The 15,838-nt window shown below is 50.9% G+C and carries 11 protein-coding genes and 1 pseudogene; 2 read left to right on the top strand and 10 right to left on the bottom strand.

Annotated features, from left to right (window positions below; genetic code table 11):
* Nucleotides 1–376: 376 nt before the first annotated feature.
* The 8 genes from UC14_RS13750 to UC14_RS13715 all read right to left on the bottom strand — a co-directional run bounded on the left by UC14_RS13750 (nucleotide 377) and on the right by UC14_RS13715 (nucleotide 9,373).
* Nucleotides 377–1,360, bottom strand: coding sequence for a fimbrial protein (locus tag UC14_RS13750; RefSeq protein ID WP_232829687.1), 984 nt, complete (start codon nucleotides 1,358–1,360; stop codon nucleotides 377–379).
* 7 nt (nucleotides 1,361–1,367) lie between these two features.
* A complete protein-coding gene (locus UC14_RS13745) occupies nucleotides 1,368–3,809 on the bottom strand; it encodes a fimbria/pilus outer membrane usher protein (protein WP_198670072.1) in 2,442 nt (813 codons plus the stop codon).
* Nucleotides 3,810–3,889: 80 nt separating this feature from the next.
* Entirely contained in the window at nucleotides 3,890–4,603 is a 714-nt protein-coding gene (locus UC14_RS13740) for a molecular chaperone (protein ID WP_112150981.1), read from the bottom strand.
* 95 nt (nucleotides 4,604–4,698) lie between these two features.
* A complete protein-coding gene (locus tag UC14_RS13735; protein ID WP_112197882.1) occupies nucleotides 4,699–5,223 on the bottom strand; it encodes a fimbrial protein in 525 nt (174 codons plus the stop codon).
* Nucleotides 5,224–5,485: 262 nt separating this feature from the next.
* Nucleotides 5,486–6,541, bottom strand: a complete 1,056-nt coding sequence (locus UC14_RS13730) for an extracellular solute-binding protein (RefSeq protein ID WP_369794759.1) — start codon at nucleotides 6,539–6,541, stop codon at nucleotides 5,486–5,488.
* 57 nt (nucleotides 6,542–6,598) lie between these two features.
* Nucleotides 6,599–7,435, bottom strand: a complete 837-nt coding sequence (locus UC14_RS13725; RefSeq protein ID WP_013576978.1) for an ABC transporter permease — start codon at nucleotides 7,433–7,435, stop codon at nucleotides 6,599–6,601.
* The gene (locus tag UC14_RS13720) at nucleotides 7,432–8,295 is read right to left on the bottom strand and encodes an ABC transporter permease (protein WP_013576979.1); all 864 of its coding nucleotides are present in this window, start codon (nucleotides 8,293–8,295) and stop codon (nucleotides 7,432–7,434) included. The genes UC14_RS13725 and UC14_RS13720 overlap by 4 nt, the downstream gene beginning before the upstream one ends.
* Nucleotides 8,282–9,373 (bottom strand): ABC transporter ATP-binding protein, encoded by a 1,092-nt coding sequence (locus UC14_RS13715; protein ID WP_013576980.1) that lies wholly within the window; start codon nucleotides 9,371–9,373, stop codon nucleotides 8,282–8,284. The genes UC14_RS13720 and UC14_RS13715 overlap by 14 nt, the downstream gene beginning before the upstream one ends.
* 228 nt (nucleotides 9,374–9,601) lie before the next feature.
* Between UC14_RS13715 and UC14_RS13710 the strand changes: the two genes are divergently transcribed.
* Nucleotides 9,602–10,432 carry a glycerophosphodiester phosphodiesterase family protein gene (locus UC14_RS13710; protein ID WP_013576981.1) on the top strand — a complete coding sequence of 277 codons (831 nt, stop codon included), beginning with the start codon at nucleotides 9,602–9,604 and terminating at the stop codon, nucleotides 10,430–10,432.
* 22 nt (nucleotides 10,433–10,454) lie between these two features.
* Nucleotides 10,455–11,566 (top strand): annotated as a pseudogene (locus UC14_RS13705) (ROK family protein).
* Nucleotides 11,567–11,590: 24 nt separating this feature from the next.
* On the opposite strand, the gene UC14_RS13700 reads toward UC14_RS13705, so the two are convergent.
* Nucleotides 11,591–14,002 carry a glycerophosphodiester phosphodiesterase family protein gene (locus UC14_RS13700; protein ID WP_232829686.1) on the bottom strand — a complete coding sequence of 804 codons (2,412 nt, stop codon included), beginning with the start codon at nucleotides 14,000–14,002 and terminating at the stop codon, nucleotides 11,591–11,593.
* A gap of 249 nt (nucleotides 14,003–14,251) precedes the next feature.
* Nucleotides 14,252–15,676 (bottom strand): dihydrolipoyl dehydrogenase, encoded by a 1,425-nt coding sequence (lpdA, locus tag UC14_RS13695; RefSeq protein WP_013576983.1) that lies wholly within the window; start codon nucleotides 15,674–15,676, stop codon nucleotides 14,252–14,254.
* Nucleotides 15,677–15,838 lie beyond the last annotated feature (162 nt).

Raw genomic sequence — 15,838 nt, 5'->3', positions numbered from 1 at the left:
AAACGGCGGGAAATGCAGAAAAAAGACACAAAAAAACCGCCCCAAAGGACAGCCGGTTTGTATCTTCGCAGTGCTGGCAGGTCAGTGCTTCCTGAACAGAAAGTGAGTGAAAAGCAATCTTATAACCCCCGGACTCATCTTCGGATCGCAAAACACAACATTGGCAGGAAATACTTATTGCTCGGGAAAAACGATTTTGCTCTATTTTTGTACATTGAATTATTTGCCTTCATTCCAAAGCAGCCCGCAGTATGATTTTGATGATAAATAGCCTGAAACCGACACTCAGTGCGGACACGTCGGGAGGTCATCGTACATATCTGACTGTTTTATCAGAACAAACTTCACTTCAGGTCGTCTGCAAAGGCGACCTTTCTCAATAATAAATCATCGTAAACGTCGCCGTGCCATTCGCACTCCCGCTGCTGAGTGTTTGCCCGTTGAGATAGTAGCGGGCAAAAAAGGGAATACTCAGGCTTCCTTCGCTGGCCGAAGGGGTGATTGCCCACTGTTGTCCGAGGCTCACAGGCGAGGTATCGCCTTTCAGGATCTGAATTCCCACTCCGGATGCCTGCCCTTCCGCACCATTGCTGATTTTGATCACACCGGCGGCCAGCGAATCGTCAGCAGTGCCATCGATACGGATATTCACATTCGCCCCGGCATCACAATTGAGTTCGATGCTAAATGGGACATCGGGCGTGACGCCGCCAGCGGAGGCACTGGAAAAAAGCCCCGGCCAGACCGTGCCCAGAGAAACATTAATGGTGTTATTCAGCACATCGCAGCTTTCCGTTCTGATATTGATATTGCCTGTGTAGGAGAGCGTGTTGGCTCCCCCGCCCCCGAGGCCGGATTTGCCATACACACCCAGCCCGAAACGGGTCTGACTTTGCGCCAGTGCCGTATCCGAAATGTCATTGGCGGTTTTGACCAACGATAACGTGACAGCTATCTGATAGCTGAGGCTGCTGTCCAGGTTACCCAGCGATGTGTTGCGCGTATCGCAGCCTACACCACCGCCAACCACACGTTGTCCGCTGGAGTTAGTCAGGGCAATACCGATGCCCTCGACACCGGTAGAGTAAACGCCGGGGAAACCCGCGATTTCTGTACCGTTTCCGTAGTAACAGGCGATGATCGGGTCGCCGGAGAGTTCGTTGCTGCCGTTGGTACCGCAAGTACCGCTGATGCTGAAAGTATGCTGACTTCCGGGAATATCCGCCCCAACAGGCAAAGAGGATGTTACCGCAACCGAACTTAAATCCCAGGACTGCGGCATTACCGGTGCGGTAGAACAGGCTGCCCATAATTTGCCAGAAAACAGAGCCAGACAAACCAGCAGTATCATCATTTTCATAAATACCTCATCGACATACGCTGCTGGCCTGAGAGACCGCCGCTTTTTGCGCACCAGATAATGTAAACGGTGCTTCGCACTGTCCCCCTTGCCATGTCACTCTGACTGCGCCCTGATCCGACAAGCCACTGAGATACACCTGCCCCTGGTCGCCGACGATGGCGCGGTTTCGTTCGTCGCCCACCACAAACGCCTCTGCGCCGAAAGGCACAGGCTGCCCGTTATAGGTAAGGTTGAGCAATAATCTGCTACCGGCCCGCGTGGTAAAGGACGCCATAACCACGGCACCGGCAGTAGGAACAACGGAAAGGATGTTGTCGTCAATATCGACGTTTTCGTCCAGTGATGTGGTATCCAGCGCCACACGGGTTCGCTTGTACGGGCTGAGATAATTCACCACCGCGTAGCCGCGCCAGTCGGTATACACGCCGGTATTATTTTGCAATTTCACGCCCGCCGCCCCCGGGGCGCGGACAATGGCAATGGCAGAGAGATCGCTGGCAAGAGGCTGCGCGAAAGTGACACCGAAGGGATGGCCCACAATGGCGCCCTGCCATCCGTAATTGACCTGATGAGTGTCCTGATTGTAGTTGTAGCCCCCGCTGAGCTGCGCGGCGCTGCCCAGATAATTCAGGCTGGCGCTACCACTGTTTCCCTGCCCGTGAGTGCCATAACCTTCACTGACGGCATAAGAGAGGTTGTTATCCTCAAGCAGCATGCCGTTGATACCGGTCTGATAAAGCGTCCGCCCGTGACTGGCGCTGTTCACGTTAGCCGTGGCCCAGGCGTTTGACAGCCAGCGACCCAGGGGGATACTGACATTAAAGGCGATCTGTTTATCGCTCTCAGTGCCGTAAGTACGGTTATCCGATACCGATAAGGCGTAATCGATACTGGCAATATTGACGTTGTAACTGATCCCCAGACTGCGCTGATTAATTTGCGACTGTCGGTAGTTTTGCTGATACCACGAAAGCGAAAGCGATCCCCACTGCCCGTTGTTGATCATCTGGGTCAGGTTAAGGCGATACTGTTCCCGTGGCTGACCATAGTAATTTCCGTTGCTTTCGTCCTCACGCCAGTTACTGGCATCACTGAAATGATAAAAATCCCCGGCAAAGCGGATCCCTGCCAGCGACAGCGTTGAGCCTGTTGCAGTCACACTTTTGGCATATTGCAGCCGGTATGCCTGACCGCGTTCTGTGTGATTGTCCGTCAGTTCGCTGTTGGCCAGCGTGGTATCAAATGACAAGGATCCCCAATCCCCGACCATACTGCCGATACCGGCATTCGCCGCTTTATAGTTCTGCGCCAGCTGACTGCCGCCAAACAGCGTCACGCCATAACCCAGACCATAAATCAGTGATCCCTGAAGAAATTCAGGTTCATCACCCCCGGACTGATAGGTGCGGTATTTCCCCAGTGTCAGGGCATATTTCAACCGGCCCTCGCGCTGCATGATCGGGATAGCAGAAAATGTCTGGGTAAAATGTCGCTCTTCGCCATTACTTTCCCTGACCGTTATCTCCAGATCCCCGGAAGCGGAAGTCGGGTATAAGTCGTCGATGCTGAAAGCGCCGGGCGGCACATAGGTCTGGTAGATCACCATGCCGTTTTGCTTAATCGTCACCTGCGCGTTGCTTCGGGCAATACCGCGGATCACGGGGGCGAAGCCGCGTAAGCTGTCAGGCAACATATTGTCATCGGAAGACAACTGCACGCCGCGAAAGGTAAAACTGTCAAAAATATCCGCAGGTGTCGTGCTTTCTCCCGCGATAAATTGCCCTTTGAGCACCGGCACATCGTGCTGGAGAAAGCTGTACGCCGAATCCCAGTCCTGCTGCGATTGCCCGTCAATGTTGCGGCTGTAACGCCAGGTGCTGTAGTTGCGCAGCCGCCAGCCGCCCCAGTTGGCACCACTTCTCAGGCTCAGAAACTGGCTCTGATCACTGCCGCCTGAATTTTGCCAGGTACGGGCACCGCTGAGGTTGTAATTAAGCAGTAAGGCCGGCGTTCCCTCATCCCATAACTCCGGGCTGACCGCGCCCCTTGCCAGCGTGTCGAGCAATCCCTGAGGGATGGTGATCAGGAGTTTCTGGCGGGAAAAGTCAAACTGGCTCACAACACCGGGCATCAGCGGCGTGAAATCCTCAACCGGCTTTTGTACAGGCCAGTCGCGTAATGCCGGAATGCTGCGGGTTCTGAGTCCCAGATTTTGCCATTGTGCCGGAGTAAAAAGCGGGGAGAGTGTCAGATCCCTCAAGGCGATAAACGTCACATCCTGCCGCCCTTTCGGCACATTGTTCACCAGCACATCCACGCGGTAAACACCCGGCGTCTGCCCGCCAGCCCGGGAAAATTGCGATATATCCACCGGCGCGCCCGGATGTTCTATTTCCAGTGCCTGAACGTTAAAACGGTCATCCGCGCGTGTTTCAGATGTTCCCAAAGCGATTCCCGCCAGAAGCCATGACCGCAAAAGGGAAGATGAAAGATGCGTAACGACATGATTTTTATTCATAACATGCCTCAGCGCATCCGGTTTTTTTCCACTGAACTGGTACCGCCATAATCATTGACGACCTGCCAGCTGACCTCGCCAGTGACCGCTCCCTGAGGCCAGGGATAACGGGCTTCCCCAAAGGGCGGAACCATGGTGTTACCTGTTGCCACACGGTTGCTGCCAAGGTTTAACCTGAAAAATGTGAAGTAATAAGGTGTCGGATTGGTCACCCGCAGCGTTGAGTCCTGACGGGAGAACTGCAACTGCCGCCAGGCGCTTTGCGCGGCGGGGGCGAGCAACGCTGCGGGCCGGTAAAAAAGCTTCAGGCGCGTCTTCACCACGATTTGCAATAAACCGGCGGGGGCATTTTCAGGCAAACGGGGGATGGATTTGATATTCAGCCAGAACAGGGATTCGCGATCTTCAGGCAGCACGCCGCCTGTACGGATAATTCGCAGACTGTTATCTTGACCGGCATTCAGCCGAAATAAAGGGGGAGTCACGATAAAAGGCGCAGGAACGGAGGATTTTTGTGTCCCGTCAGGTCCGTTATTATCCACCCATGACTGGATCAGAAAGGGCTCTGACTGTGCACCCTGATTACTGACGGTCAGCGAGGTTTCTTTTTTATTACCCGGATATATCACCCGCGTGGCTTCTGTAATCACACCCGCATAAACCGGAGGCACCGGAAAGAGAATAAATAACATCCCTGATAAAATAATAAAAAGACGCCGCATATATTCCTCTCATATTTCCGTCAATAAAAAAAAGACATCCGCGTCTGAAGCTCTGGCATCCCTGCCAGTTTAAAGAGATTATTTGTTGATTATTATTATTGATAATTAATGGTGAACTGAGAGGTCCCATTTGCTGCGCCTTCGCCTACGGTTGCCCCGGTACTTTTGTAGCGGGCGATAAAGTTCATATCCACCCCTTCGGCGGTCGCATCAATGGGATAAAAACGTGAGGCCGTGTAAAGAGGAATTGGTGTCCCCTGACTATCCGCAATTTCAATGCCTATACCGGTTGCGCCACCGCTAACTTCCAGCAGCTGATTATCCACTGCATCGGCGGTACCATCAAATTTGACGGCCGCAGCGGTGAAGGTTGTCGGGCAGTTGGTGAGTGAAATCGTGAACGCGGTCGGCGAAGAAGTATCACCGGCTGCCGTAAATGAGGTCGCGGCGACAGTGCCTAAATCCACATTAATGGAGGCATTACTTCCGCCATTCACATCACATGTCGTGGCAACAATTTGTCCGATGAAATTAATGGTGCCATCGGCTGCCTGTACGACGGTCTGACTGAAACACAAAACCGTACCAAGAAGTAAAATAAAAGAATTACGCTTATTCATGGAATAATACCTGAGATTAAAATTGAATAAATCCCACCAGATTCATTTATCAAAGCTGGCGATATACATTCACTTTAAACAAGCAGGTATATTTGAGGTAATCACATCCCCTCACATTATTTTATCGATAACATTGAGCTGAAGAAAATAAATGAATGAGGATGTAATGAGATAAATGAGAACAGGCACAGTGTTTGCCACGGGTGAAAAAAGGCAAAAAAACCGGAAATGAGAAATATTTCCGGTTTCAGACATGGACGACTTATTGCATAGAAACCTGGCGCACAAACTCTTTTCTGAGCTGCATGCTGTATTCCTTGCCGTAAAACTGCGTGGCAATGTCTGGCTGCACCACGTCTGTTTTCACTTGTTTGTTCATCGGCACCGCGCCGAAAGCGACATTCAACGCCCGCTGGGTTTCAGCTTGCGTTAACCAGTTCAGGAACACCGCCGACGCCGCCGGATGTGTGCTGTTTGCGGCAATAGCCGCAATATTGCCCCCTCCCGGCATACCAAAAGCCGGAATATAAAATTTCAGGCGCCCGGTAATCGCCCCGGATTTTTGCAAACCTGCCAGATGATCTTCCCAGGCGGGTACCAGCAATAATTCGCCATCATTCAGACGGGTCAGGCTATCCGCACCCGATGCGGTCTGGGTGATTTTTTCTTTATTACCGACGAACCATTCCCAACCCTTTTTCCAGTTTTTAATAATGTCAGGATCGACTTGCGTGGCATCGGCATCAAATGTGCCTGAGGAGAGGGTGACCACGCGCTGAATAAAGGCTTCGCCTGCCCCGCCGTTATTCGGATCGTTGTAACCAAACTTCTTCGGATTCGCATCGATAAAGTGTTGTAAATCATCGAGTGATTGCGGCAAAGGTTGATTGCCCATCTGTTGCGGATCGTAGGCCATACCGGTTTGGTTGCCCCAAAAGGCAACCGCATATCCTTCGGTATTCACGCTTTGCAACTGATGCACCGCATCCCCGTAACCCGGCAGCCAGTCTACCTGCGCCAGGGCATTTGCTTTACGGATGATCGGTAATTGCGCCACCGACAAGGCCACGACGTCCATTTTGCCTTTCTCGCGGCGAGCTTCCGCCAGCAGTTTATTCATGTTGCCATCAATCGACCCTTCCGGAATACGCACTTTAATTCCGTACTGTTTCTCAAAATCAGCAACGAAACTGCGCCATTGCGGTTGTAAATACCAGACGTTGAAGGTGACTGAGCCTTCTTTTTTGGCCTGTGCGACGACAAGATCCCAATCTTGTTGCGCCAGTGGCGTGGCGGTCGCTGCCCCGCTCAATAACATGCCACTGAGAAATAAAACCGTGCCTGTTTTCATGTTGAATGACTCCCTTATCAAGGATCACGCCTTGCCGGTTGACTGTGACAGATAATTCCCTTTCAACAGCTTCTCAATAATGACCATCAGGACTACATTCGGGATCACCAGGATCATTGAGACTACCGCCGCATCCGGGCGCACAAAGGAATAGCCGAGAAAAGAATAAAGAATGGTCGGCACGGTAATAAAATCTGGCGCGCCAAGAACGTATGAAATGCTGAACTCTTCTAAACTGCGCACCAGACAAAAAATCAACGCGGCCAGGAAACTGGGCTTGAGCATCGGTAAAAAAGCATTGCAGAACGTTCCCCAATGGCTGGCACCGAGATCGCGACTGGCATCAATTAAATCTTGCGGCACCGCTTTAAACCCTGCGGACATAATGCGAATCGAGTAAGGCAGTGTCAGCACAGTGTGCCCTAACACGATGCTGATAAACGGGTTGCTGATATTCAGATTCATCAGCATGGCGCTGAAGAAAATCCCGATGATCATACCTGGCATGACCAGTGGGATCAGCGTGAGCATTTCCGCAACGGCTTTGCCCCGAAAAGTCATGCGCCCAAACGCATAAGCGGTGGGTAACGACAGCAGTAAACTCAGCATCGCCACGGCGGGCGCAATGGTGTAGCTGTTAAAGAGGGCTTCTGACAGCGAAGTTTGCTGCCACACCTGTATCCAGCGGTTAATCGACAACACTTGCGGGAATAAGTCCGGGTAGCTCCACGGGTGTTGCGGGTCAACCAGCGACCATAAGATAGCCATTGAAAATGGCAGTCCAAGCCAGACCAGATTGACCAGAATAAAGAACAACAGTGAAATCGTGACGATCAGGCGTCCATTCGCCGTGCGGTTCATTTGACCTCTCCTTTGCGGGTGGCGAGCGGTGTCAGGAGGATGGCGATAAGCAAGGTACCCAATGCTGCCGTCAGCATGATAATCACGGCAATAACCGCAGAGTTATTCCATTCGCCGTATTCCATGGCCGTGGCCTGCATCAGGCGAGCCAGCGAGTAGGTATTGCGCGGACCAGCGACGGAGAAGAAGGCAAAGTCGCCCAGCGCACCGATAAAAATAAGGATCAGGGACACCTGCACTGCGGGTAACGTCAGGGGAAAGATAACGTCCCGAAAACAGCGCCAGCGGCTGGCACCCAGGTTACTCGCCGCGTCCAGTACATCGGTACGGATTGCGTTAACTGAACCACCGACCAGAATCAGTGCGAACGGCAGATTCTTCCAGATTTGTAAGATAACGACGCCCCAGCCAAAGTCATCGTTCTGCATACGCAGCGGTTGATCAATAACGCCCAGCGCCAGCAATAGCTCATTGATCACGCCGTGATAAGCAATAATATTGATGAACAGAAATGCTGCCACGAGGCCGGGAATAAACATCGGCGCACGCAAAACAGCAACGATACCTTCTTTCGCCACCAGCGGCTGACGGAGCCACAACGCCAGCGGGTAAGAGAGCAGCACCGCACCGAAAGCCCCCAATATTGAGACTTTAACCGAATAGATCAGCGCGCTGTGCAACACCGGATCTTGTAATACGTTTTGCCAGTATTCGAGCGAAAACTGGCTGTCGCCGGAAAGATTGAAATAGCCGATGCTTTGTACCAGCACCACGTAAAAGGTCGATCCCATCAGCAACACAATGGTGCCTAGTCCACTGATCATCAGCAGCCAGGCGGTCAGCTCATTACGCCATTTCATCGTGCCCCTCCACTACTGGCTCGAGGAAGTGAATCGCATCCTCGGGTAAACGGAAGCAAACCCGCGCCCCGCTTTCGGCCTGCGGTTTTTTGACCAGTTGCAGACGTACCGACAATTTACCGTCATCGTTATCGCCCCATGCTTCGGTCAGGTTGCCCATAAACGCCATTTTGCGCAGCGTGAGGAAGAAATGGTTATCGCCGGTTTGTGGTTGCGGCACAAAGCGCGCATCTTCAGGCCGCCAGCAGATATAGCAATGCTCAGCGAGCGGAGGACGCGGAGAACGTACGTAAAACTCACCTAACTGGCAACGAACCCGATAAAAACCAGGCTGTTCCGCAGGAGTGATGTGGGCGATATCGATATTGGCTGCACCAATAAAATCAGCGACGAAACGGTTAGCAGGACGGTAATAAATCTCTTCTGGCGGCCCAATTTGCTCCACGTTGCCCGCATTGAGCACCACGATCTTATCGGACATGGTCAACGCTTCGGCCTGATCATGGGTGACATAAATGGACGTGAGTTGATATTGCCGCTGTAACTCTTTGATTTCAAAACGCACACTTTCACGCAGTTTCGCATCCAGATTGGACAGCGGCTCGTCAAACAACACCACATCCGGACGCGTGACCATCGCTCTGGCCAGTGCCACGCGTTGCTGCTGCCCGCCAGAAAGTTGCACCGGCATTTTCAGGTGCTGATCCTGCAAGCCAACCTGCTTCAACGCCTCCGCCAGCCGCAGTTGCTGCTCGGCAAGAGGTAAGCGTTTTTGCTTCAAACCAAAACAGATGTTATGCGCCACATTCAGGTGCGGAAACAGCGCGTACGACTGAAAACACATTGCGGTGTTGCGCTTTTCCGGCGGCAAATTATTAACGGATTGCCCGTTAATCAGAATGCGTCCGCTGTCTGGCTGATGAAACCCGCCGATCATTTTGAGCAGCGTGGTTTTGCCACAGCCGCTCGGGCCAAGCAGGGTGACAAATTCACCTTCCTCGGCGGTGAAGGAGATCTCGCGGGCGGCGTAAAACGCGCCAAATTGCTTTGTAACCTGTTCCAGTGAAAGCGTCGACATAGTGTACAAATCCTGTGTTAATACTCCGGCAATTAAATTTACACACTAAATATAAAATTTATGTGACAAAGATCCTCAAAATCAAAACCAAGCCATAAAAACACAAAAACTAATTATTTATCATAATGTTGAATAATAAAAATAATCACTATAATTATTTTATTTCCATAATTAAATTTAAAGAGTAAATTTAATGGCCATATGTTCACACCATAAAAGGAACAGGCAATGGCGTTTAACTTTCATCAGGCCGCACAAGGCATCGTGCTGGCAAACAGTCACCGCGGCTACTCCAGCCGTTATCCGGAAAACACTCTGCCCGCGTTTATCGGGGCAAAAGAGGCAGGGACTCATTGCATTGAGTTAGATATTCATCTGACCGCAGATAATCATCTGGTGGTCACACACGATCACCGCATTGATCGCGTGTCGACCGGCACAGGTTTTGTCGAGCAAATGACGCTCGCGCAGTTACGGCAATTTGATTTCGGCGTTAAATACCATGCGCAATTTGCGGGCACGCCGATCCCTTTATTGCAGGATATTCTGCGTTGGGCGGTAGAGAATGGCATGGGCCTGATCGTGGAAGTGAAGCAACGTCGTCGACATGACGAATTTGTGTATCATCTGGTTGCCTTGTTGCAGTCAATGCCAGAGGCGCTGTCACATATTCAGTTGCTGGGGTTTAATCATGTGTTGATTAACCGCGTCAAAGCCCTGATCCCAGATTTAGCATTGCAGGTCGTGACGCTGGAGCGTTACAACAATCAACTGGCCGCCGTGCAGCATTCCCATGCCAGTTGCGTCTGTTTTGAATATGAGTTCGCCCATGTTGACGATCTTCGGGCCTATAAACAGGCGGGACTGGGGGTACGCATGTACCTGCATGAAGTGAAAAATGGCATGACGCCACTGGAGCAGTACCAGCACAAATTCGGGTATGATAGTCACCCCGAGATCATGGGCTGGCTGCGTGAAGGTCTGATCGATATGCTCAGCCATGATGATCTTCCGTACCTGCAGGCGCTGATTGAAGAAGCGGGACTGCGCTGGGCCTGATAACAAAAACGATAGCCATATTATGAATGTAAAACCTGACCGTCTGGAACTGCGTCCTACCCAACGTTTGCTGCTGGAGCTGATTCGTCGCCATGCACCGGTGACACGCGCCGAACTGGCGCGCTATTCAAATCTCACTGCAGGGGCAATCACCCAACAATGCCGGGAGCTTTTATTTTCGGGTCTGGTTATCGAAGGCGAACGCAATATGGGGCAGCGCGGACAACCGTCGCTGCCCCTGCGGCTCAATCCTGGCGGCGCGTGTGCGGTCGGGCTGGCTTTCAGCCCTGGCTTTATCGACATGACGCTGGTCGATCTCAGTGGCCGCAAACTGTTCAGTATTTCTGAGCCTCATCAGGAAAATCAACCGCTTGCCACCACACTAAAACAGATTAAAAACCTGGTGGAGCAGACGTTAAAAAAACGCCAGCTTAAACATGCGCGCATCCTCGGCATGGGGTATGCCGTGCCGGGTTTTCTCAAGCCCGATGGCAAAAAGCGTCACTGTGTGGCCTGGCTTTCAAGCTGGCGCGATGTCGACCTGCAACAGGCGTTTGAGGACAATTTGCCCTGGCCGACATGGGTTGAAAACAACGCCAATGCCTCGGCGATTGGCGAGCTGTATTCAGGTACGTGGAATTCCTATCGTGACATAACCTTTATCGATCTCGGCTACGGGATCGTGCCGGGATTATCGCCGATGGCAAACTCCTGCGCGGCGGGTTTCTGAATGCCGGTGAAGTCGGTATGGCATTTCCCGGCGATAAACCGCGTCCATCCTATAAAGATCTGGTCGCGACGCTCACACAAGCAGGGTTAAGCGAAGCGCAACTACCGGCACTCACCGCAGAACAGCATCCCTTGCTGGAAGTCTGGTTTTCACGCTGTTGCGATCAGGTCGAGCAGAGCATCATGGGATGTCTGCAATGGCTGGATCCACAGTTGATTATTTTAGGGGGTGCCATGCCAAAAACCATCACCGAAAGGCTGACTGAGGTTTTAACGCAAAGGCTCGATGCCAGGCTTGATCCAGACCGCCCGAAAGTCCGGCTGGCGAACTCCCCGATGGGTGCCGAAAGCGCCTCGTGGGGCGCGGCGATGATCCCGTTGTATCAGGTGATTAATCAGGCATAGCGCACTATGCCTGACGACCGCGTGTTATATTGCTGTGCCGAATGACCAGTAATAAGGATCCGATAGCGTTGACGGTTTATCGACGTAGACATAGCCATAGGAATAGGCGTAATACAGTTTGCCCGAGTATGCCCAACCCAGGCTCATATGATGGGCATCAATTAGCGAAAACCAATCCTCACTGCCGCTTTTAGGTTGCATCTCCCACAATGTATTCTCCGAGGTGCAATCCTTTTTCCAGCCAACATAATCCCACGAATGGTTGCTCAACGCTGAGCGCAAGCATTGCTCCTTATTATATGCGGGTGAAATACGTACCCGTCCATCGGGTTGTCGTTTAACTGACATCCATGCGTAATAGCCGGCTCGCATCACCGCAATAGGTGGGTCGGGACGATAGGTCCATGCATAGGAATCATTGTTATTATAGAGAGCATAAGCATCTTTCTCGGAAGCCAGACTCTTGCCTTCCATGACTGCACTACCCAATTGCCAGGACAGAATCGATTGCATATAAAAAGAAGGTGTCCAGACATGTGGCGTTAATTTTCTATCAAGCACTCCAGTGCCAGAAAAATAAGTATTAATTGAATCCGTGTCGTCAGCCGTAATGACATTTGCGCCGATATCCCGCAGCCAGCCGAGGTTCATGCGATAATCATTTTTTTCTGCCGCTATTGTTGACGGACTGAGCTTATCCAGCACGCGGTAACAGCATGATGAGTCGTTATTATAAAATGCTTCTCTGACCGAGATATCCTGCGGGATATTTTTGTCATAGACCGTTTCGGTGTAGAAATTTAAATTTTTCCATAACATGTAATCTGGTACGGGTGAGAATATCTCCAGCGCTTTCCCTGCCCCTTTAATTACCGCCACCATTTCAGCCACCGTACCACTCACCGTATTTGATAACTGGAAATTGGCTGGCGCGTCATAGCTGCCCTGTTCATTTTGTTTGGTGCTCACTTCCTCAAAATCGGCGGAATCTTTAATTAACACAGAGACCATCGGGGCCAGTGTCGCTGGCGCGTTTGCCCATGCGCGAACGGCACAAACCGCCTTGCTATCGGAGATCCCGGCGGGACAGGCAAAGGTGGTGTCAGGCAAGTCATTTATTTTACTGGCATCATTAGGTGTAATCACCGGATCGATCATGATGGTGACCCCCGCCGGGATACCGGCGTTAATCAGTGCATTATTCCAAAGGTCTGGCGAGGGATATTCCGCCATATTCACTTTCATAATGATCCGCTGTAACAGGTTGCTGCCCGAATACGTAACCGATTTATTATACAGGGCCAGTGCAGTGGGCATGATGACGGAAGATGACTTGGTTTCGAGATAAATGAGTGACTGGCCATTATAGGCAATGTAATCATCTATCAGTTGATTGACCGTCGGTACCGTATACGTTGTCGGTTGTCGCGTGGCAACATTGACGAGGTACTTTTGCTGCAATTCTGCCAGTGTCAAACTACTCAGCGCCACATTCGGCCCGGAGTTCGCGATAGGATCATAAGTTGGCTCAAGCATCTTACCGATGTTGAGATCATGAAACACAACCAGTTCACCGTCTGACGTCGCGCGGACGTCCGTTTCCACGTTAGCGCGGCAACGATCATAGGACAGATGAAAAGCACCGAGGCTGTTTTCTGGCTGCGTGTCATTAAAATCCCCTCGATGCTGGGCCGTGACTATTTGGTTATTCTTCGCAAGGTTGTTTTGTAATTCATTCAACAATGTCGCCGACGTTGGACATTCCGTGGCATTCTTCCTTAATTCAGCGACAAACTGCACCGTTTCAACCGTTGCCTTCCCTTGCGCATCATCACCATCCGTACCGGAAAGTTTGAAATTGCCGTGTTCCTGTATCGGGATATTTTGAATCGCGATGGTATCTTCCCGCGGCTGGTAATCTGAATTCATAAAGAAAGCCAGGTCAAAATAATAAGGCTCATCACTTTTCAAACACGATTTTTCATCGTCATCGCCAACATCATAGAGAAACGTCCAGTCTTTACTCGGGGGAACATAGCCCCCCATTTCCGGGCATTTTTTGCTATACATTTTTACCGCATAAAATATGCCGGGAATAGACGTGCCATAAAGTTGCACGTTTTTACCATTTATGGCGGTAAAAATATCTAATGACCCCTGATATCCGGCAACACTGCCTGAAAAAGCTTGCCCATCCTGACCTGCATTACAGGTTGAATGAATCTCGGTTGAAGGAATATATTGCGTACTGGTTTGCGTGGTGAGTTGCTTAAAACCATTGGCAGGCGGTGCTTCATCAGTAATTACAATCGTATCGCTGTAGGTGATATTTATGTTTGATTGTGAGGTAAACATACATTCGGTTGCGGCCTTAGCCGACGGACATAATGACAATAAACATAATACGCTGAGCGTAGTCCTTAACTTAACGTCCATTGTTGCTCCATTTATATATCTAATGTAATTAAAACAATTAACCCCCTCCGTTTTAACATTGAATTTAAAATAAAATGCTACCAAGCTCACGAATAAAGCAATCAGACACCAAATATTAAACAATCAACGCATTAAACATATTCAATTTATATTTATCATTAACAACCTATTTGATATATAAATAACTAGCACCTAATATCAGGCAAAAAAAAACGCCTCCGGAGAGGCGTTTATCAGCAAAGGAGAAAATTACTTTTTCTTCGCTTTCGGGTTTGGCAGGTCGGTAATGCTGCCTTCGTAGATTTCTGCTGCCAGACCCACGGACTCGTGCAGAGTCGGGTGAGCATGGATGGTCAGCGCGATATCTTCTGCATCACAACCCATTTCGATCGCCAGACCGATTTCGCCCAGCAGCTCGCCGCCGTTGGTGCCGACAATCGCACCACCGATAACACGGTGAGATTCTTTGTCGAAGATCAGTTTGGTCATGCCGTCTGCGCAGTCGGAAGCGATAGCACGGCCGGAAGCTGCCCACGGGAAGGTGGCGGTTTCGTAGCTGATGCCTTTTTCTTTCGCTTCTTTCTCAGTCAGACCCACCCAGGCAACTTCTGGCTCAGTGTAGGCAATGGATGGAATGACTTTCGGATCGAAGTAGTGTTTCTTGCCGGAGATAACTTCGGCAGCTACGTGGCCTTCGTGAACACCTTTGTGCGCCAGCATTGGCTGACCGACGATATCGCCGATAGCAAAGATGTGTGGCACGTTGGTGCGCATTTGTTTGTCGACGTGGATGAAACCACGGTCGTCCACTTCAATGCCTGCAGCGCCCGCTTCCAGCAGTTTACCGTTAGGCACGCGACCGATAGCCACCAGCACGGCGTCATAACGCTGTGGTTCAGCAGGGGCTTTTTTGCCTTCCATCGTGACGTAAATGCCATCTTCTTTGGCTTCTACGGCTGTCACTTTGGTTTCCAGCATCAGATTGAATTGCTTGCTGATTTTCTTGGTGAAGACTTTCACCACGTCTTTATCAGCCGCAGGGATCACCTGATCAAACATTTCTACCACGTCAATCTGAGAACCCAGCGCGTGATAAACGGTGCCCATTTCCAGACCGATAATGCCGCCGCCCATGACCAGCAGACGCTCAGGGACGCTTTTCAGCTCCAGTGCATCAGTAGAATCCCAGACACGCGGGTCATCATGTGGAATGAATGGCAGTTTGATTGGACGGGAACCCGCCGCAATGATCGCATTGTCGAAAGTGATGGTCGTCGGACCATTTTCGCCTTCAACAACCAGAGTATTCGCGCCAGTAAATTTGCCCAAGCCGTTAACGACTTTGACTTTACGGCCTTTCGCCATACCGGACAGACCGCCGGTCAGCTGGTTGATGACTTTTTCTTTCCAGACGCGGACTTTATCGATGTCCGTTTTCGGCTCACCGAAAACAATACCGTGTTCAGCCAGTGCTTTTGCCTCAGAGATCACTTTCGCGACGTGCAGCAGAGCTTTAGAAGGGATACAGCCAACGTTCAGACACACGCCGCCAAGCGTGGAATAACGTTCAACCAGAACAGTTTCAAGACCTAAATCAGCGCAACGGAAAGCAGCAGAATAGCCCGCAGGACCCGCCCCAAGTACCACGACCTGAGTTTTAATTTCAGTACTCATCATGACCTCTTAATTTATGTCCGGCGGGTCTGACGTCATTTTATATCGTAACGCCCATCATCCACCGGGTCGTTCTATCCGCCCGCAGTTTACAAAATTGTTAACAAATTTGAAACAACAAACGGCATCCGATTTGTGCTTTGCCCTGGAAAATCTCAAACA

The organism is Rahnella sp. NRRL B-41462 (genome assembly GCF_003263525.1).
GTDB lineage: Bacteria > Pseudomonadota > Gammaproteobacteria > Enterobacterales > Enterobacteriaceae > Rahnella > Rahnella aceris.
Note: the sequence above shows the minus strand (reverse complement) of the source record. Positions and strands in the feature narration are given on the sequence as shown.